The organism is Streptomyces sp. NPDC002328 (genome assembly GCF_042890065.1).
Taxonomy (GTDB): domain Bacteria; phylum Actinomycetota; class Actinomycetes; order Streptomycetales; family Streptomycetaceae; genus Streptomyces.
This window is the reverse complement of sequence record NZ_JBIARQ010000002.1, coordinates 234,999-252,807: the sequence shown is the minus strand read 5'-3', so window position 1 is coordinate 252,807 and position 17,809 is coordinate 234,999. Positions and strand designations below refer to the sequence as shown.

At 71.0% G+C, this 17,809-nt stretch carries 16 protein-coding genes; 11 read left to right on the top strand and 5 right to left on the bottom strand.

Annotated elements, in window-relative coordinates:
* Together ACFYX4_RS07460 and ACFYX4_RS07455 are read left to right on the top strand one after the other, a co-directional pair.
* A complete protein-coding gene (locus ACFYX4_RS07460; RefSeq protein ID WP_389327454.1) occupies window positions 1-939 on the top strand; it encodes an N-acetylneuraminate synthase family protein in 939 nt (312 codons plus the stop codon).
* A gap of 8 nt (window positions 940-947) precedes the next feature.
* On the top strand, window positions 948-2,060 hold the full coding sequence (locus ACFYX4_RS07455) for a hypothetical protein (RefSeq protein ID WP_389327451.1): 1,113 nt from the start codon (window positions 948-950) through the stop codon (window positions 2,058-2,060).
* 7 nt (window positions 2,061-2,067) lie between these two features.
* On the opposite strand, the gene ACFYX4_RS07450 is transcribed toward ACFYX4_RS07455, so the two are convergent.
* Window positions 2,068-2,757, bottom strand: coding sequence for a class I SAM-dependent DNA methyltransferase (locus tag ACFYX4_RS07450; RefSeq protein ID WP_389327448.1), 690 nt, complete (start codon window positions 2,755-2,757; stop codon window positions 2,068-2,070).
* Window positions 2,758-3,102: 345 nt separating this feature from the next.
* Between ACFYX4_RS07450 and ACFYX4_RS07445 the strand changes: the two genes are divergently transcribed.
* The 8 genes from ACFYX4_RS07445 (at window position 3,103) to ACFYX4_RS07410 (ending at window position 13,018) form a co-directional block, all read left to right on the top strand.
* Complete coding sequence (locus ACFYX4_RS07445; protein ID WP_389327445.1) at window positions 3,103-4,332, top strand: amidohydrolase; 1,230 nt, start codon at window positions 3,103-3,105, stop codon at window positions 4,330-4,332.
* 308 nt (window positions 4,333-4,640) lie between these two features.
* A complete protein-coding gene (locus ACFYX4_RS07440; protein ID WP_389328629.1) occupies window positions 4,641-5,705 on the top strand; it encodes a BMP family protein in 1,065 nt (354 codons plus the stop codon).
* 204 nt (window positions 5,706-5,909) lie between these two features.
* A complete protein-coding gene (locus ACFYX4_RS07435; RefSeq protein WP_389327442.1) occupies window positions 5,910-6,962 on the top strand; it encodes a BMP family protein in 1,053 nt (350 codons plus the stop codon).
* 258 nt (window positions 6,963-7,220) lie between these two features.
* Window positions 7,221-8,894 carry an ABC transporter ATP-binding protein gene (locus tag ACFYX4_RS07430; protein ID WP_389328626.1) on the top strand — a complete coding sequence of 558 codons (1,674 nt, stop codon included), beginning with the start codon at window positions 7,221-7,223 and terminating at the stop codon, window positions 8,892-8,894.
* On the top strand, window positions 8,891-10,015 hold the full coding sequence (locus ACFYX4_RS07425) for an ABC transporter permease (protein ID WP_389327439.1): 1,125 nt from the start codon (window positions 8,891-8,893) through the stop codon (window positions 10,013-10,015). The genes ACFYX4_RS07430 and ACFYX4_RS07425 overlap by 4 nt, the downstream gene beginning before the upstream one ends.
* A complete protein-coding gene (locus tag ACFYX4_RS07420; RefSeq protein WP_389327436.1) occupies window positions 10,015-11,277 on the top strand; it encodes an ABC transporter permease in 1,263 nt (420 codons plus the stop codon). The genes ACFYX4_RS07425 and ACFYX4_RS07420 overlap by 1 nt, the downstream gene beginning before the upstream one ends.
* Window positions 11,274-11,669, top strand: a complete 396-nt coding sequence (locus tag ACFYX4_RS07415; RefSeq protein WP_389327433.1) for a cytidine deaminase — start codon at window positions 11,274-11,276, stop codon at window positions 11,667-11,669. The genes ACFYX4_RS07420 and ACFYX4_RS07415 overlap by 4 nt, the downstream gene beginning before the upstream one ends.
* Before the next feature lie 71 nt (window positions 11,670-11,740).
* Window positions 11,741-13,018, top strand: coding sequence for a thymidine phosphorylase (locus ACFYX4_RS07410; RefSeq protein ID WP_389328623.1), 1,278 nt, complete (start codon window positions 11,741-11,743; stop codon window positions 13,016-13,018).
* Window positions 13,019-13,102: 84 nt separating this feature from the next.
* Here the strand turns inward: ACFYX4_RS07410 and ACFYX4_RS07405 are convergent, their stop codons facing one another.
* Window positions 13,103-14,275 (bottom strand): GDSL-type esterase/lipase family protein, encoded by a 1,173-nt coding sequence (locus ACFYX4_RS07405; protein WP_389327428.1) that lies wholly within the window; start codon window positions 14,273-14,275, stop codon window positions 13,103-13,105.
* A 95-nt stretch (window positions 14,276-14,370) separates the two neighbouring features.
* Entirely contained in the window at window positions 14,371-14,940 is a 570-nt protein-coding gene (locus ACFYX4_RS07400) for a TetR/AcrR family transcriptional regulator (protein WP_389327425.1), read from the bottom strand.
* 86 nt (window positions 14,941-15,026) lie between these two features.
* Here ACFYX4_RS07400 and ACFYX4_RS07395 point away from each other — a divergent pair, with 86 nt between their 5' ends.
* Window positions 15,027-15,413 carry an STAS domain-containing protein gene (locus ACFYX4_RS07395; protein WP_389327422.1) on the top strand — a complete coding sequence of 129 codons (387 nt, stop codon included), beginning with the start codon at window positions 15,027-15,029 and terminating at the stop codon, window positions 15,411-15,413.
* On the opposite strand, the gene ACFYX4_RS07390 is transcribed toward ACFYX4_RS07395, so the two are convergent.
* Both ACFYX4_RS07390 and ACFYX4_RS07385 read right to left on the bottom strand, forming a co-directional pair.
* Window positions 15,297-16,322 carry a sigma-70 family RNA polymerase sigma factor gene (locus tag ACFYX4_RS07390; RefSeq protein WP_389327419.1) on the bottom strand — a complete coding sequence of 342 codons (1,026 nt, stop codon included), beginning with the start codon at window positions 16,320-16,322 and terminating at the stop codon, window positions 15,297-15,299. The two genes, ACFYX4_RS07395 and ACFYX4_RS07390, sit on opposite strands and share 117 nt — an antisense overlap.
* A 134-nt stretch (window positions 16,323-16,456) precedes the next feature.
* The gene (locus ACFYX4_RS07385; RefSeq protein WP_389327416.1) at window positions 16,457-17,767 is read right to left on the bottom strand and encodes an MFS transporter; all 1,311 of its coding nucleotides are present in this window, start codon (window positions 17,765-17,767) and stop codon (window positions 16,457-16,459) included.
* Window positions 17,768-17,809 lie beyond the last annotated feature (42 nt).

The window sequence follows — 17,809 nt, the reverse complement described above, 5'->3', positions numbered from 1 at the left end:
ATGAGCACCAACTCCCGTCTCCGCCAGTTCGGTTCACGCGCCGCCGGACCCGGCCGCCCCGTCTACATCTGCGGCGAGATCGGCATCAACCACAACGGCGAGCTGGAGAACGCCCTCAAGCTGATCGACGTGGCCGCCGAAGCCGGCTGCGACGCCGTGAAGTTCCAGAAGCGCACCCCGGAGATCTGCACCCCGCGCGACCAGTGGGACATCGAGCGCGACACGCCCTGGGGCCGGATGACGTACATCGACTACCGTCACCGCGTCGAGTTCGGCGAGGACGAGTACCGCGCCATCGACGACTACTGCAAGCTCAAGAACATCGCCTGGTTCGCCTCCCCGTGGGACACCGAGGCCGTCGCCTTCCTGGAGAAGTTCGACGTCCCCGCGCACAAGGTCGCCTCCGCCTCCCTCACCGACGACGAGCTGCTGCGCTCCCTGCGCGCCACCGGCCGCACGGTCATCCTCTCCACCGGCATGTCGTCCCCGAAGCAGATCCGTCACGCGGTCGAGGTCCTCGGCAGCGACAACATCCTGCTCTGCCACGCCACTTCGACCTACCCGGCGAAGGCGGAGGAGCTGAACCTGCGCGTCATCAACACCCTCCAGGCCGAGTACCCGAACGTCCCGATCGGCTACTCCGGCCACGAGACCGGCCTCCAGACCACCCTCGCCGCCGTCGCCCTCGGCGCGGCCTTCGTCGAGCGCCACATCACCCTCGACCGCGCGATGTGGGGCTCCGACCAGGCCGCGTCGGTGGAGCCGCAGGGCCTCCAGCGCCTCGTCCGCGACATCCGCACCATCGAGGCCTCCCTCGGCGACGGCGTCAAGAAGGTCTACGACTCCGAACTCGGCCCGATGAAGAAGCTGCGCCGCGTCGCCGGCGTCGTCGCCGAGGCGGAGATCGCCGCGGCGGCGGGCGAGCCCGTCACGGTCTGACGTCGACGATGAGCCCCCGCGCCGGGAACTCCGGCACCACCGGCACCACCCCCCACACCCTCGCGTTCGTCGAGAGCCCGGTGCAACTGCTGAACGTCCTGGAGTGGGCGCACGCCCGCGAAGACCGCTCCGAGGAGCACTCCGGCGTGGGGCTCACGCTCGTCGTCCTGGCCCCGATCGACCCGATGACCCGAGGGCAGCTGCGCCGTATGGCCGAGCTGGCCCGGGACGAGGGGCACGAACTGCGCTGGGAGGACGCCCGCGGCGGCGCGGGGGCTCCCTTCCACACCGTCGGCGGGCTGGCCCCGCTGCTGCGCCGGACGAGACGGATCGTCGTCGGCGACCCGTTCTCCCGCTACGTCCAGCTCCTGCTGACGATCGCCCGTGCCACCGAGCTCGTCGTCGTCGACGACGGCACGGCCACCATGGAGTTCGTCGGCCAACTCGCCCGGGGCGAACGGCTGGTGCGCTGGCACCGCAAGGGCGGCCGGCCCGGCGCCCGCGATCTGCTCTTCGCGCCGGTCTCCGCCACCGCCCGCCGCCGGCTGACCCCCGGACCGGACCGCCGCGTGGAGGTCTTCTCCTCCATGCCGATGACCCAGACCCCGCCCGGCGTCACGGTCACCGCCAACGACTTCGCCTGGACCCGCGCCCGCTTCGGGCCGCCGCGCGTCACGAAGGGCGCCGATCTGGTCGGTACCTCCCTCGTCGAGACGGGCGTCGTGGACGGCGACCGCTACCTCCACGCCGTCGGCGTCCTCGCCAAGGCCCATGGCGCGGCCCGCTACTTCGCCCACCGCCGGGAGAGCACGGACAAGCTCCACCGACTCGCCGCCGAGACCGGCCTGGAGATCGTGCGCCCCGACCTCCCCCTCGAACTGATCGCCCGCCGCGGCCCGATCGGCCGCACCGTCCTCAGCTTCCCCTCCACCGTCGTCCACACCCTGCCGCTGGCCCTGACCGGCACCGAGGTCCGCGTGGCCGTCTGCGACATCGACCCCGCCTGGCTGACCGACCGCGCGTCCCCGCGGGCGCAGGGCTTCCTCTCCGGGGTGACCACCACGGCCCGGGACGCCCACCGCCTCGCGTCGGTGACCACACCGGCGGCGACCACGCCCTGAGGGCGCGCTAGCACTCCAGCTTGCGCGCCAGGAGGAACGCCACCGGCCGCTTCGTGTCGCCCTCGGGCTCCAGGACGGTGCTGGCCCGCAGGGCGAGACCGGCCTGTTCGAGAAGCGCGGTGACCGCGGCCGGGGACCGCCAGTAGTAGGTGAGGTCGATCTCCCGGCCGAAGCGTTCCGTGAGCAGCTGCTCCTCGCCGTCGCCGGTCTGGAAGCAGAGCAGGACGTAGCCGCCCGGCGCGAGGACCCGCCCGAACTCGGCGAACACCGACGGCAGTTGCGCGTCCGGCACATGGATGATCGAGAACAGGGCGAGCAGGCCGCCCAGCGTCCCGCCGGGCAGGTCGAGGGACTCCATCGACCCGACGTGGAACCGCAGCCCGGGATGGGCCCGCCGGGCCAGTGCCACCATCCTCGGCGAGACGTCGACGCCGAACACCGGAACGCCGAGCCGGTCCAGCCGCGCCGTCACATGACCGGGCCCGCTGCCCACGTCCGCGACCGGTTCGCCCCCTCTGGCCCGGACCAGCTCCGCGAACGCGGCGAGCAGCGCCCGGTCCAGCGGCCGCCCCTCCAGCCAGTCGGGGACCTGCCGGGCGTACTCCTCGGCGATCACGTCGTACGCGTCCCGGGCCCCCCGCACGAATCCGGGCTCCGTGATCCGCGAACGGGAGAAGCATGCGATGGCTGTGCTCACGCCCAGGACTCTACCGACGGCCGCCCGAACAGGAGGGCGATCCGCGGGATCGGGCCCTGGTCTCCCACCCGCGACCGCCGCCGAAACCTCCTCCGCCGGACGTCCCGGTACGTGGACACGCCCGGCGTGGTTCGTGCGGGGCGTGGTATGCGTGGAGGGAGGAAAAAAGTGGGATGGATCCGGATTTCATGATCCACTCCGCCGGAAGGCGGCGGAGTTTACCCATCCAGAACGACAGCCATGCGCCGCGCGGTCGGCTTTTCTGCCTCTAACGGGCTGAAATTTTGTTGATCGTGGGTCAGCCGACCGCCCCGGCGTCCTACCCTTCAGAGGGTGAAGCAACTGATGTCCCGAGAGTCCGAGGCCGATCCTTCAGGGGACGCCGTGCTCCCCGGCACACTGCCGGAGGCCCTGCGCGCCGAGCTGGTCGCCTTCCGCCGCGACATGCACATGCATCCCGAGCTCGGCAACCAGGAGTTCCGTACGACCGCCGCGATCAAGGAGCGCCTTGAGCGGGCCGGTCTCAAGCCGCGCGTCCTCGCGGCCGGGACCGGGCTCATCTGTGACATCGGCGACTGGGCCGACGGCACCCCCGTCCTCGCCATGCGCGCCGACATCGACGCGCTGCCCATCCCGGACACCAAGACCGAGTGCTCCTACCGCTCGACGGTGCCCGACCGCGCCCACGCCTGCGGCCACGACGTGCACACCACCGTCGTCCTCGGCGCCGGCCTCGTCCTGGCCGACCTGCACCGCCAGGGCCGGCTCCCGCGTCCGGTGCGGCTGATCTTCCAGCCCGCCGAGGAGGTGCTGCCCGGCGGCGCCGCCGACGCCATCGAGGACGGCGTGCTGGACGGCGTCGGCCGGATCATCGCCGTGCACTGCGACCCACGCGTCGACGCGGGGCTGATCGGTCTGCGCGCGGGGGCCATCACCTCCGCCTGCGACCGGCTGGAGATCTCCCTCGACGGCCCCGGCGGCCACACCGCCCGCCCGCACCTCACCACCGACCTCGTCACCGCCGCCGCCCGCGTCATCACCGACGTGCCCGCGCTGGTCGGCCGGCGCATCGACACCCGCGCCGGACTCGCGGTGACCTGGGGCCGGATCGAGTGCGGCCACGCCCCGAACGTCATCCCGCAGCACGCCGAGCTCTCCGGCACCGTGCGCTGCCTGGACATCAACGCCTGGCGGCAGGCCCCCGACCTGGTCGTCGCCGCGATCGACGAGGTCGCCAACCTGCACCGCGCCAAGTCCGAGATCAACTACGTGCGCGGCGTCCCCCCGGTCGTCAACGACCCCGAGGTCACCGCCCTGCTGCGCACCGCCATGATCGCCCGGCACGACGAGGAGGCCGTGGAGAGCACCGAGCAGAGCCTCGGCGGCGAGGACTTCTCCTGGTACCTGGAGCGCGTCCCCGGCGCGATGGCCCGCCTCGGCGTCCGCCACCCCGGCGAGCGCACGGTCCGCGATCTCCACCAGGGCGACTTCGACGCCGACGAGCGCGCGATCAAGGTCGGCGTGGAACTGTTCACCGCCGCGGCGCTCCTGGACGCGGCGACCCGCACCGCCTGACACGGGACCGCCCGCACCGGGCCGCCCGGTACCGGGACCGGGACAGTGAAGGGGCGCCCAGAAAACGCCCCTTCATCCGCTTGTGTCACCCGTGCGTAACCGGCGGGGCCCGGTTGTAACGCGGCGGCGGCACGAATCGATAACGGCCCGGAGAAACCCCGTTCCCCTCCCCTTCTACGCGCGTTACTGTGCGCCGAAATCGCCAGCCGGAACGGCCAGTTGTGGGGAGCCGCGCCGGAGGTGCCACATTGGGGACATGCGGGCCGTTCGACGGACCGTGGGGACGAAGGGTGCTTGCTGTGCGTTCGATCTCTCGGAGAAACAGATTCTCCCAGGCCGCGGCGGTCGCCGCGGTCGTCGCCCTCGCGGCCACCGGCTGCGGCGAGTCCAGCACCGGCGCGAAGAGCAGCGGTGACAAGGAGTCCGGCAAGTACTCCGGCAAGGGCATCGGCCTCGCGTACGACATCGGCGGCAAGGGCGACCAGTCCTTCAACGACGCCGCCTACGCCGGCTTCCAGAAGGCCGACAAGGAGTTCGGCATCGGCGGCCGGGACGTCGAGCCCCAGGACGGCGAGGCCGAGGCGGACAAGGTCCAGCGCCTGACGCAGCTGGCCAAGGAGGGCTACAACCCGGTCATCGGCGTCGGCTACATCTACGCGCCGGCCGTCAAGGAGGTCGCCGCGAAGTTCCCGGACACCACCTTCGGGATCATCGACGACGAGACCGTCCAGGCCAAGAACGTCGCCGACCTCGTCTTCCACGAGGAGCAGGCCTCCTACCTCGCCGGCGTCGCCGCCGCCAAGGCCTCCAAGAAGGGCCACATCGGCTTCATCGGCGGCGTGGACATCCCGCTGATCCACAAGTTCGAGGCCGGTTACGTCCAGGGCGCCAAGTCGGTCAACCCGAACATCAAGATCGAGTCGCAGTACCTGACGGAGACCCCTCAGGAGGGCGGCTTCTCCAGCCCCGACAAGGGCACGGCGGGCGCGAGCGGCCAGATCGACGCCGGCGCCGACGTCATCTACCACGCGGCCGGCCTGTCCGGCCAGGGCGTGATCTCCGAGGCCGCCGCCAAGAAGGTGTGGGCCATCGGCGTCGACTCCGACCAGTACAACCAGAGCTCGCTGGCGAAGTACAAGGACTACATCCTCGGCTCCGCGCTGAAGAACGTCGGCGGCGCGGTCTACGACCTGGCGAAGTCGGTCCACGAGGGCAAGCCCCTGTCCGGTGTGGTCCGCGGCAGCCTCTCCAATGACGGCGTCGGCTTCGCCGACAGCAACCCCAAGTACAAGGCGATGACCGACGTCGTCGCGGCCGTCGACAAGGCCAAGAAGGACATCGTCGACGGCAAGGTCACGGTCAACACGAAGTAACGTCTCCTCACGCATCGAGAACGACCCAGCCCAGCGCCCCTCGCTTCCCGCGGGGGGCGCTTTGCGGTCCGCAGTCTGGAAACCGACTGCGGCCACAGCTCGATAACGGACCGGACAGAAGGGTTTTTCCGTCTGGTCTACGCGCGTTACGCTGCGGCGGAACCAGCGCCTGGTTTGGGCGCTTGCACAAAGGAGTCACGTTCCATGCGCCGGGTGTCCCGTATCGCGGTTGCGAGTGTTGCGACCGCCGCTCTCGCCGTCACCGTTTCCGCTTGCGGAAGCTCGTCCACGTCGTCCTCCTCCTCCGCGGGCGACGACAAGAACCTGGGCCTCGCGCTCGCGTACGACATCGGCGGCAAGGGCGACCAGTCCTTCAACGATGCCGCGACCGCGGGCATGGACAAGGCCGACAAGGAGTTCGGCTACAAGTCGACCGCCGTGGAGCCGCAGGACGGCGAGGCCGAGGCGGACAAGGTCCAGCGCCTGGAGACCCTGGCCAAGCAGGGCTACAACCCGGTGATCGGCGTCGGCTTCGCCTACGCGCCGGCCGTCAAGGAGGTCTCGGCCAAGTTCCCGAAGACCACCTTCGGCATCGTCGACGACGAGACCATCAAGGCCGACAACGTCGCCGACCTCGTCTTCCACGAGGAGCAGGCCTCCTACCTGGCCGGCGTCGCCGCCGCCAAGGCCACCAAGACCAACGTGGTCGGCTTCATCGGCGGTGTGGACATCCCGCTGATCCACAAGTTCGGCGCCGGCTTCAAGCAGGGCGTCCAGGACACCAAGAAGGGCGTCACGGTCAAGGAGCAGTACCTGACCGAGACCCCCGCCGAGGGCGGCTTCTCCAGCCCGGACAAGGGCGAGAGCGCCGCCGAGGGCCAGATCGACGCGAAGGCCGACGTGGTCTACGCCGCCGCGGGCCTGTCCGGCCAGGGTGTCATCAAGGCCGCCAACGCCAGCAAGGTGTGGGCGATCGGCGTCGACTCCGACCAGTACAAGCAGGACGCGCTGAAGACGTACAAGGACTCGATCCTCACCTCGGCCATGAAGAACGTCGAGGGCGCGGTCTACGAGCTGGCCAAGTCCGTCAAGGACGGCAAGCCGCAGTCCGGCGTCATCCGCGGCAGCCTCTCGAACGGCGGCGTGAGCCTGTCGGCCTCCAACCCGGCCTTCGCGTCGAACAAGGAGATCCAGGACGCGGTGAACAAGGCCGCCGAGGGCATCAAGGCCGGCACGATCAAGGTGAAGACCTCCTGACCGGAGTGTCGAGGCCTGCCGAAGGTCTCTCATAGGCCGGTCGCAGACATGGCCAAAAGGGCGCTGTGATGACAGCGTTACGCCCACGCAACGGGGCACGGGACAGAAGAACGACCCGCGCCCCGTTCGCGCGGCAGAATGCTCGGAACGGATCGGGACTTGATCAGGAATTCGATCAAGGTCGGTCAGATCCGGGCACTATTTAAAGCAGGGGCGCTACGCGCGTAGAAGCGGCCCCTTTCCCGAGGAGAGTGCGCCATCGACGCGTCCAGCAGCCCTCCGCTCACCGCCCAGTCGACAGTCGCGGTAGAGCTCGCGGGCATCACCAAGCGATTCCCCGGTGTCGTCGCCAACCACGACATCCGCCTGACCGTCCGCAAGGGCACCGTGCACGCCCTGGTCGGCGAGAACGGCGCCGGCAAGTCGACCCTGATGAAGATCCTCTACGGCATGCAGAAGCCGGACGAGGGCACCATCGAGGTCGACGGCGAACAGGTGAGCTTCTCCAGCCCCGCCGACGCCATCGCACGCGGCATCGGCATGGTCCACCAGCACTTCATGCTCGCGGACAACCTGACGGTCCTGGAGAACGTCGTCCTCGGCAGCGAGAAGCTGTACGGCATCGGCGGCGGCGCCCGGAAGAAGATCAAGGAGATCTCCGACCGCTACGGCCTCGGGGTGCGCCCCGACGCCCTGGTCGAGGACCTCGGCGTCGCCGAACGCCAGCGCGTGGAGATCCTCAAGGTCCTCTTCCGCGGCGCCCGCACCCTCATCCTCGACGAGCCGACCGCGGTCCTCGTCCCGCAGGAGGTCGACGCGCTCTTCGACAACCTGCGTGAGCTGAAGTCCGAGGGCCTCTCCGTCATCTTCATCTCCCACAAGCTGGGCGAGGTGCTCTCCGTCGCCGACGACATCACCGTCATCCGGCGCGGCACCACCGTCGGCACGGCCGTCCCCTCCGAGACGACCCCGCGCCAGCTGGCGGAGATGATGGTCGGCAGCGAGCTGCCCACCCCGGAGACCGCGGAGTCGACGGTCACCGACCGGGCCGTCATCGAGGTCGAGAAGCTCACCGTCTACTCCTCCGGCATGGTCTCGCTCGGCGAGTCGTCCGCCTCCCTGCTGATGGACGAGGTCAGCCGCGACGAAGTCAAGCGCGTCCTCGACGACGTCACCTTCACCATCCACGCCGGCGAGGTCATGGGCATCGCCGGAGTCGAGGGCAACGGCCAGACCGAGCTGATCGACGCGCTGATCGGCACCAAGCACGCCCACTCCGGCGCCATTCGCTTCCTCGGCGAGGACATCACCCCCTGGCCCACCCGCAGGCGCCGCGAGTCCGGCGTCGGCTACATCCCCGAGGACCGCCACCGCCAGGGCCTGCTCCTGGAGGCCCCCCTCTGGGAGAACCGCATCCTCGGCCATGTCACCGAGGCCCCCAACGCCAAGGGCTTCTGGCTGAACCCCAAGGGCGCGCAGGCCGACACCCGCCGGATCGTCGAGGAGTACGACGTCCGCACCCCCGGCATCGACGTCACCGCCGCCTCTCTCTCCGGCGGCAACCAGCAGAAGCTGATCGTCGGCCGCGAGATGAGCCACAACCCCAGGTTCCTGATCGCCGCCCACCCCACCCGCGGCGTGGACGTCGGCGCGCAGGCCCAGATCTGGGACCGCATCCGCGAGGCCCGCCGCGAGGGCTTGGCCGTGCTGCTGATCTCCGCCGACCTCGACGAGCTCATCGGCCTGTCGGACACCCTGCGGGTGATCTACGACGGCAGGCTGGTCGCCGACGCCGACCCCGCCACCATCACCCCGGAGGAACTGGGCTCGGCCATGACGGGTGCCGCCACCGGTCACCTGGAACACGCTGAACCCGCGGAAAGCGCGGAAACCACCGAGGAAGCTGCCGGTCCGGAGGACGAGGCCCGATGAAGAAGTTCGACAAGGAGCGCCTGCTCCTCGCGGTGGCCGGCCCGGTCATGGCGCTCGCCGCGGCGATCCTGCTGACCTCGGTCGTGCTGATCGCCTCCGGCAAGAACCCGCTCGAGCCGTACGGGCTGATGCTGGAGCAGATCCCGTTCTCCGACGTCCAGGTCCTGATCGTCAACCAGGCCTCGCTGTACTACATCGCCGCCCTCGCGGTCGCCCTGGGCTTCCGCATGAACCTGTTCAACATCGGCGTCGACGGCCAGTACCGCCTCGCCGCGATGATGGTCGCCGTGGTCGGCGCCCACGTCTCCCTGCCGTCCTTCCTCCAGATCCCGCTGCTGCTCCTGGTCGGCGCGCTCACCGGCGCGTTCTGGGCGGGCATCGCGGGCGTCCTGAAGGTCACCCGCGGCGTCAGCGAGGTCGTCGCGACGATCATGCTGAACGCGATCGCCACCAGCGTCATCGGCTACCTCACCCTCCGCGAGAACTTCGGCGTCCTGGTCGGCGACAACGTCACCACCGGCGAGATGAAGGAGTCCGGCTGGGTCCCCGGCATCAACCTCGGCGAGGACGTCGGCGAGATCTACGGCCTGGTCTTCCTCGCCGTCGCGCTCGGCATCGGCTACTGGGTCGTCCTCAACCGCACCCGCTTCGGCTTCGACCTGCGCGCCACCGGCGAGTCCGAGACGGCCGCCGCGGCCTCCGGCGTCAACGCCAAGCGGATGGTCCTCACCGCCATGCTGATCTCCGGCGCGGTCGCGGGCCTCACCGGCCTGCCGCTCCTGCTCGGCGACGCCCACACCTACAGCCTGAGCTTCCCGGTCGGCCTCGGCTTCAACGCCATCGCCATTGCCCTCCTCGGCCGCAGCAACCCCGGCGGCATCGCGCTCGCCGCCCTGCTGTGGGCCTTCCTGGAGAAGACCTCGCCCGCCCTCGACTACGCCACCCCGGTCGCGTACGAGAAGGAGATCGCCACGATCATGCAGGGCCTGATCGTCTACGCGGTCGTCATCTCCTACGAGATCGTCCGCCAGTGGGGTCTGCGCCGCCAGCAGAAGCGGGTCGGCGTGGAGCTCGCCGCCCAGGCTGCCAACAACAACGCCAAGAAGGAGGTGGCGGCCTGATGTCCACCGCGACCATCGCCAAGCCGCAGGCGAAGAAGCCCGGCAAGGGCGGCCGCCGCATGTCTCTCCCGGTGCTCCTGCTGATCATCGCGGGCGTGCTGGTCCTCACCTCGATCGTCCGCCTGATCAGCGGCGCGGACGGCATCACCTCCACCGGTCAGATGTCCACCGCGCTGCGGCTGGCCGTCCCGATCGGCCTCGCCGGCCTCGGCGGTCTGTGGGCCGAGCGGGCGGGCGTCGTCAACATCGGCCTCGAGGGCATGATGATCCTCGGCACCTGGTTCGGCGCCTGGGCCGGCTACCAGTGGGGCCCCTGGATCGGCGTCCTGTTCGGCATCGTCGGCGGCGCGCTCGGCGCGGTGCTGCACGCCATCGCCACCGTCACCTTCAACGTGAACCACATCATCTCCGGTGTGGCGCTGAACATCCTGGCCCTCGGCGCGACCCGCTACCTGTCGAAGTTCACCTTCGAGGACGCCCCGCAGGGCTCCTCCAAGCAGTCACCGCCGATCGAGTCGCTCGGCACCTTCGACATCCCCGGCCTGTCGAGCTGGCTGGAGACCCTGAACGGCAAGCACTGGTTCCTGGTCTCCGACATCGCGGGCCTGGTCGGCGGCCTGGTCACCAACCTCTCGCCGCTCACCGTCGTCGCCGTCGCGCTCGTCCCGGCCACCTGGTGGGTGCTGTGGCGCACCGCCTTCGGTCTGCGCCTGCGCTCCTGCGGCGAGAACCCGGTGGCCGCCGAGTCCCTCGGCGTCAACGTCTACAAGTACAAGTACATCGCCGTGATCATCTCGGGCGGCTTCGCCGGCCTCGGCGGCGCGTTCCTGTCCATCGTGGCCTCGAACGTCTACCTGGACGGCCAGACCGCGGGCCGCGGCTACATCGGCCTCGCCGCGATGATCTTCGGCAACTGGATGCCGGGCGGCCTCGCCCTCGGCGCGGGCCTGTTCGGCTACACCGACAGCCTCAACCTGCGCGGCGGCACCACCAACGTCCACGCGCTGATCCTGCTGCTGGCGATCCTGCTGGTGATCGGCGCGGCCTACCTGGCCTGGCAGAAGAAGTACGTCAGCGCCGCCGTCACGCTGGCGGTCTCGGCCCTGATGTTCGTCTGGTACGTCAGCGTGGACGAGGTCCCGCGCCAGGTCGTCTCCGCCGCCCCGTACATCGTCACCCTGCTGGTGCTGTCGCTGTCCGCCCAACGCCTGCGCATGCCCAAGGCGGACGGACTGCCGTACCGGAAGGGGCAAGGCAAGTGACCCCGGCCGCCGTCGACTGGGACGCCCTGCGGGAGCTGGCCCGGGAGGCCATGCGCCACGCGTACGCCCCCTACTCGGGGTACCCGGTCGGGGTCGCGGCCCTCGTCGACGACGGCCGCACGGTCACCGGCTGCAACGTGGAGAACGCCTCCTACGGACTCGGCCTGTGCGCCGAGTGCGGGCTCGTCTCGGAGCTGCACCGCACCGGCGGCGGCCGGCTCACCCACTTCACGTGCGTGGACGGCCGGGGCGAGATCCTCGTCCCGTGCGGACGCTGCCGGCAGTTGCTGTACGAGTTCGGCGGCCCCGAGCTGCTGCTGGAGACGCCGGCGGGGATCGTGCCGCTGGCGGAGATGCTCCCGCAGGCCTTCGGCCCGGACCACCTCAAGTAACTCCCGTGCGGCCCCTCTGACGGACACAGAGGGGCCGCGCACTGTTGAACGTCGGAAGGAAAACCATGGCCATGGACGCCATCTCCGTCATCCGCACCAAGCGGGACCGCGGTGAGCTCAGCGACGAGCAGATCGACTGGGTCATCGACGCGTACACCCGCGGCGAGGTCGCCGACGAGCAGATGTCGGCGCTCGCCATGGCGATCCTGCTGAACGGCATGAACCGCCGCGAGATCGCCCGCTGGACGGCCGCGATGATCGCCTCCGGCGAGCGCATGGACTTCTCCTCCCTGTCCCGCCCGACCGCCGACAAGCACTCCACGGGCGGCGTCGGCGACAAGATCACGCTGCCGCTCGCCCCGCTGGTGGCGGCCTGCGGCGCGGCGGTCCCGCAGCTCTCCGGCCGGGGCCTCGGCCACACCGGCGGCACCCTGGACAAGCTGGAGTCGATCCCCGGCTGGCGCGCCCTGCTCTCCAACGAGGAGATGCTGTCGGTGCTGGACGGCACGGGCGCGGTGATCTGCGCGGCGGGCGACGGCCTGGCCCCCGCCGACAAGAAGCTCTACGCCCTGCGGGACGTCACCGGCACCGTCGAGGCGATCCCGCTGATCGCCTCCTCGATCATGTCCAAGAAGATCGCCGAGGGCACCGGCTCGCTGGTCCTGGACGTCAAGGTCGGCACCGGCGCCTTCATGAAGACCATCGAGGACGCGCGTGAGCTGGCCTCCACGATGGTGGGCCTCGGCACCGACCACGGCGTGAAGACGGTCGCCCTCCTCACCGACATGTCGACCCCGCTCGGCCTCACCGCCGGCAACGCCCTCGAGGTCCGCGAGTCCGTCGAGGTCCTCGCCGGCGGCGGCCCCTCCGACGTCGTCGAACTGACCATCGCCCTGGCCCGCGAGATGCTCGACGCGGCCGGCGTGAAGGACGCCGACCCGGCGAAGGCGCTGGCCGACGGTTCCGCGATGGACGTCTGGCGCCGCATGATCGCGGCCCAGGGCGGCGACCCCGACGCCAAGCTGCCGGTGGCACGCGAGCAGCACGTGATCAAGGCCCCCTCCTCCGGCGTCCTCACCCGCCTGGACGCCTACGACATCGGCGTCGCCGCCTGGCGACTCGGCGCGGGCCGCGCGCGCAAGGAGGACCCGGTGCAGGCGGGCGCCGGCATAGAACTCCACGCCAAGCCGGGGGACCCCGTCACCGAGGGCCAGCCCCTCCTCACCCTCCACACGGACACCCCGGAACGCTTCGACTACGCCCTGAAGTCCCTGGAAGCGTCGTACGACATCGCGCCCTCGGGCACGGCACACAAGGCATCCCCGGTGGTGCTGGAGCGCATCGCCTGACCCTTTCGGGGCCGATGCGGGGGTCCGGGGGCGGCAGCCCCCGGGGACGGGACGGGTAGGGGCGGCGGGGGCGAGGACACCGCGTCAGGCGAACGCGCCGCCCCCGCCGAAAGCCAGCGCAGCGAACCGCTCTCCCATCCGCCGATGCGTAGCGGCGTCAGGATGGAGCTGATCCGGCAGCGGCAGCTCCTCCACATCGCCCTCCCCGTACAGCTCACGCCCGTCGAGATACCGCAGAAACGGATCATCACAGGCCCGCTCCGAGACGATCCGCGCCAACTCCTCCCGGATCACCCGCAACGTCAGCTTCCCGCCCGCCGCCTCCCCGGGCTCCCCCATCGGCACGAACGTCAACCGCCCTTCCCCCAGTCCACCGAAGTCCGGTGCGCTGGGCCCGGGCGTCTCCTCGTGCATCGGGCAGAGAATCGGCGACACGACCAGCAACGGCGTCCGCGGATGCCCCTCCCGCACGGTGTCGAGGAACCCGTGCACGGCGGGCCCGAAGGCACGCAGCCGCATCACATCCAGATTGACCAGGTTGATACCGACCTTGAGGCTGATCAGATCCGCGGGCGCGTCCCGGATCGCCCGCGCCGTGAACGGATCCAGCAGCGCACTCCCGCCCAGCCCGAGATTGACCAGCTCGACCCCGCCGAGCGACGCGGCGACCGCGGGCCAGATGGCGGTGGGGCTGGACCCGTCGGAGCCGTGACTGATGGAGCTGCCGTGGTGCAGCCACACCCGCCGCCCGGACTCCGGCGCGGGCGCGACCGGCGCGTCCGTGCGCAGCGCGACGAGCTCGGTGGTCTCGTTGTGCGGCAGCCAGATCTCGACGTCCTTCTCGCCCGCGGGCAGACCGTCGAAGCGGACGGTCCCGGGCCGGCCGGCCCGCCGCTCGGAGGTCCCGGTCCGCATGTCGACGGTCACCGTGTTGCCCTCGGTGACACTGCCCTGGCCGACGAGACGGCCGTCGACGAGCAGGTCGTAGACGCCGTGGGGGCGCGGCGGCGCGCCGATGTAGACGCGTTTGGTGGGCAGCGCGTCGAGCTCGACGGCGGTCGCCCGGGTACGGAACGCCAGCCGGACGCCCGACGGCTGGGACTCGGCCATGGCGAGCTGCTCGTCGGCGCACTGGGCGCGGGCCCGAGCGGGCAGCCGGTGCGGCAGCACGCCGAGCTCGGTCCGCTCGACGTCCAGCGCGCCGCGCAGCAACTCGGCGGTGACGGGCGTGGTGATCCAGTGGTCGTTGGCAGACATGACCTCAACCTTGTCGTTCGACGAGAGGATTCGACGAGAAGAGACGATCGGCGCCCCGCCGCACACCTCGGGACGCATGCCCCGGGACGCACACCTCAGCGCGCAGGCCAGTTCCTCAGCAGCGCGTCCAGCGCGTCCACGATCCGCCCCCACGTCTCCTGCGAGTCGGGCGCGCTGTGGTCGAAGCCGCCGCCCAGCTCCAGGCCGACGTAGCCGTTGAAGACGCTGCCCAGCAGGCGCACGGCGTGGGTCTGGTCCGGCTCGGTCAGGTCGTAGCCGCGCAGGATCGCCCGGGTCATCTGCGCGTGCCGGACACCGGCGCTCGCGGCGGCCGTCGCGGGGTCCAGCCGGAGCTGGGCGGCGGCCCAGCGGCCGGGGTGTTCGCGGGCGTAGTCGCGGTACACGTCACCGAGGGCGGCCAGCGCGTCCTTGCCGGCCCGCCCGGCCAGCGCGGCGGCGCCCCGGTCGGCCAGCTCCTCCAGGGCGAGCAGGGCGATCCTCGTCCGGAGGTCCTGGGAGTTGCGCACATGCGAGTAGAGGCTCGCGACCTTGACGTCGAAGCGCCTGGCCAACGCCGAGACGGTCACGTGGTCGAAGCCGACCTCGTCGGCCAGCTCCGCACCCGCTCGGGCGAGGCGTTCGGGGGTCAGACCTGCGCGCACCATGGAATCGATTATGCAGTTGCCTAAAAGCTTTAGGCAACTGCTTAAAGATCCCCCCACACCCACATTCCTGTTGGAGCCCGCTGAAGATGAGTTACGAGCCCGCGCCCGGTCTACCGCTCGTGGACGCGACGACACCGCCCGTGCTCACCCTGCCAGGCCCGATACCCCGGAGCCGGGTGCCGGGGCTCTGCGACGACGTACGGACGCTGCTGGAGCGCACCGGCGCCCGGACCCTCGTCTGCGACGTCGCAGGCCTCGGGCCGCCGGGGCTGCTGACCGTCGACCTGCTGGCCCGGCTGCAACTCGCCGCCCGCCGGGCCGGCGGCAGCGTCCGGCTGCGCGGCCCCGATCCCGCGCTACGCGCCCTGCTCGACCTCGTCGGACTCCGCTTCGAGGTGGAGGGGGAGACCGAAGAGGGGGAACCAGCGCTTGGTGTCGAGGAAGAAGTGGAACCCGGTGAGGCGGCCGTCTGATATCTCCAGGACCTGGATCGCCCACGGAGTGAAGCCGCCCGCCTCCGGGTCCGGCTTGTACTGCGCGAACCCCGGCAGGCCGTTGACCTGGACCGGCAGCAGCCGTGAGCCCGCGCAGGCCGAGCCGAGCGTCGTCATGAAGCCCGTGATGTCGTCGTGGCCGGTCAGCCACAGGTCGAACGGCGGCATCGTCATGACGGCGTCCTCGTGCAGCAGGGCCGTCAGCGCCGTCATGTCGTAGCCCTCGAAGGCGGCCACATAGCGGTCGAGGAGCTTGCGCTGCCCCTCGTCCAGCGGGTCGGAGACCGTCGCCTCCGCGCCCGTCTCCGCCCGCTCGGCGAGCGTCGCACGGGCCCGCTGGAGGGCGCTGTTCACCGACGCCACCGTGGTGCCGAGCAGTTCGGCGACCTCGCTCGCCCGCCACGCCAGCACCTCGCGCAGGATCAGCACCGCCCGCTGCTTGGGCGGGAGTTGCTGCAACGCCGCCATGAACGCCAGCCGCACCGACTCCTTGGCGACCGCCGCCTCCGCCGGGTCCTCGACCGTCGGCAGGACCCGCGCGTCCGGCATCGGCTCCAGCCAGGTGTGGTCGGGGCGGGGCGAGAGGGCCGCCTGGGCGAGCGGCGTCGACTCCGTGAGATCCATCGGGCGGGCCCGTCTGCTGCCCGCCGAGAGCATGTCCAGACAGACGTTCGTCGCGATCCGGTACAGCCACGACCGCAGACTGGACCGGCCCTCGAACCTGTCGTAGCTCCGCCACGCCCGCACCAGCGTGTCCTGCACCGCGTCCTCGGCCTCGAAGGAGGAGCCGAGCATCCGGTAGCAGTAGCCGGTCAGCTCGACGCGATGCCGCTCCAGCCTCGCGTCGAGATCGTCGACCGCCGTCGTGCCCGCCGTACCGTCACTCATCGTCGTCCACCCACCCCTGTGGCCGGTCTGTCACGCGCCAGTGCGCCCAGTACTCCGGAAGCTACCGCAGCCCACTGACAACGGCCCCCCGGGCCGATGAAAGCCCAGGTCACAGCGTATGGCGGAAGGATCTCTCAGGCGGCGGGAACCAGTGCCCCGCGGCGTGCCGCGCGGGTCCCGAAGACGGTGATCGTGACGACGCCGAGCACCGCCAGGACGCCCACGCCGACCGTGCCGGCCCAGCCGCCCGCGTGGAAGGCGATCGCGCCGACCGTGCTGCCGACGCTGGAGCCGATGTAGTACGCGGACTGGTAGAGCGCCGAGGCCTGGGCGCGGCCCGTGGTAGCCGTCTTGCTGACCGCCGAGGACGCCACCGCGTGACCGGCGAAGAAGCCCGCCGTGATCAGGACCAGGCCCAGCAGGACCAGGGGCAGCGAGTCGGCGAGGGAGAACAGCAGGCCCGTCGCCGTCGTGCCGCCCGCCAGGTACAGCGCGCCGCGCCGGCCGAGGCTGCCGACCAGCCGGCCCGCCGTCGACGCCGACACCGTGCCCACCAGGTACACCAGGAAGATCGAGCCGACGATGCCCTGCGGCAGCGAGAACGGCGCCTCCGTCAGGCGGTAGCCGATGACCGTGTACACGCCGCCGAAGACGGTCATGAACAGCGCGCCGATCGCGTACAGCCGGCACAGCAGCGGGTTGGAGAGGTGGTCGCGGACCGTACGGGCGAGGACGTTCGGGCGCAGCGAGCCCGGCGTGAAGTGCTTCGGCGTCGGCAGCAGGATCCGGAAGGCGACCGCGCAGGCCACCGCGAGCACGCCGATCGCGCCGACGGCGACCCGCCAGCCCCACTCCTGGGCGACCCAGCCGGTGATGACCCGGCCGCTCATCCCGCCGACGCTGTTGCCCGCCACGAACAGGCCGATCGCGGTGACCAGCGCGCGCGGGCGGACCTCCTCCGCGAGATAGGCGGTGGCGGAGGCGGGCAGCCCGGCCAGGGCCGCGCCCTGCACGCCCCGCAGGACGACCAGCCAGCCCAGCGAGGGCGCGAACGGCACCAGCAGTCCGACGCTCACCGCGACGACCAGCGAGGCCGTCATCACCGCCCGGCGTCCGTAGCGCTCCGACAGGGCGCTCATCGGCAGGACGAACAGCGCCAGACCGCCGGTCGCCGCCGCCACCGTCCAGCTCGCCTCGCTCGCCGCGACCCCGAACTCGCCGGAGATCAACGGCAGGAGCGCCTGCGTGGAGTACAGCAGGGCGAAGGTCGCCACACCGGCCAGGAAGAGGGCGAAGCTCATCCGGCGGTAGCCGGGGCCGCCCGGGGCCATCCGGGAATCGGAGTCCGCAGCGGCGGCGGGGGGCTCGGCGGGGGAGGCGGCGGAGGAGGGAACGGTCGCGACGGCGTCCACAGCGGTGGACGCCCCGGTACTGGCGGGAGACATGCCTCGAACCTACGGACGGCCCCGCTCATCCGTCCAATGCAC

What these genes read in the sequence shown, in the direction of transcription:
- ACFYX4_RS07390 (WP_389327419.1), bottom strand. Translation starts at nt 16,322, where the DNA reads ATGAGTGACGGTACGGCGGGCACGACGGCGGTCGACGATCTCGACGCG.
- ACFYX4_RS07385 (WP_389327416.1), bottom strand. Translation starts at nt 17,767, where the DNA reads ATGTCTCCCGCCAGTACCGGGGCGTCCACCGCTGTGGACGCCGTCGCG.
- ACFYX4_RS07410 (WP_389328623.1), top strand. Translation starts at nt 11,741, where the DNA reads ATGGACGCCATCTCCGTCATCCGCACCAAGCGGGACCGCGGTGAGCTC.
- ACFYX4_RS07435 (WP_389327442.1), top strand. Translation starts at nt 5,910, where the DNA reads ATGCGCCGGGTGTCCCGTATCGCGGTTGCGAGTGTTGCGACCGCCGCT.
- ACFYX4_RS07460 (WP_389327454.1), top strand. Translation starts at nt 1, where the DNA reads ATGAGCACCAACTCCCGTCTCCGCCAGTTCGGTTCACGCGCCGCCGGA.
- ACFYX4_RS07395 (WP_389327422.1), top strand. Translation starts at nt 15,027, where the DNA reads ATGAGTTACGAGCCCGCGCCCGGTCTACCGCTCGTGGACGCGACGACA.
- ACFYX4_RS07420 (WP_389327436.1), top strand. Translation starts at nt 10,015, where the DNA reads ATGTCCACCGCGACCATCGCCAAGCCGCAGGCGAAGAAGCCCGGCAAG.
- ACFYX4_RS07405 (WP_389327428.1), bottom strand. Translation starts at nt 14,275, where the DNA reads ATGTCTGCCAACGACCACTGGATCACCACGCCCGTCACCGCCGAGTTG.
- ACFYX4_RS07445 (WP_389327445.1), top strand. Translation starts at nt 3,103, where the DNA reads ATGTCCCGAGAGTCCGAGGCCGATCCTTCAGGGGACGCCGTGCTCCCC.
- ACFYX4_RS07455 (WP_389327451.1), top strand. Translation starts at nt 948, where the DNA reads ATGAGCCCCCGCGCCGGGAACTCCGGCACCACCGGCACCACCCCCCAC.
- ACFYX4_RS07400 (WP_389327425.1), bottom strand. Translation starts at nt 14,940, where the DNA reads ATGGTGCGCGCAGGTCTGACCCCCGAACGCCTCGCCCGAGCGGGTGCG.
- ACFYX4_RS07425 (WP_389327439.1), top strand. Translation starts at nt 8,891, where the DNA reads ATGAAGAAGTTCGACAAGGAGCGCCTGCTCCTCGCGGTGGCCGGCCCG.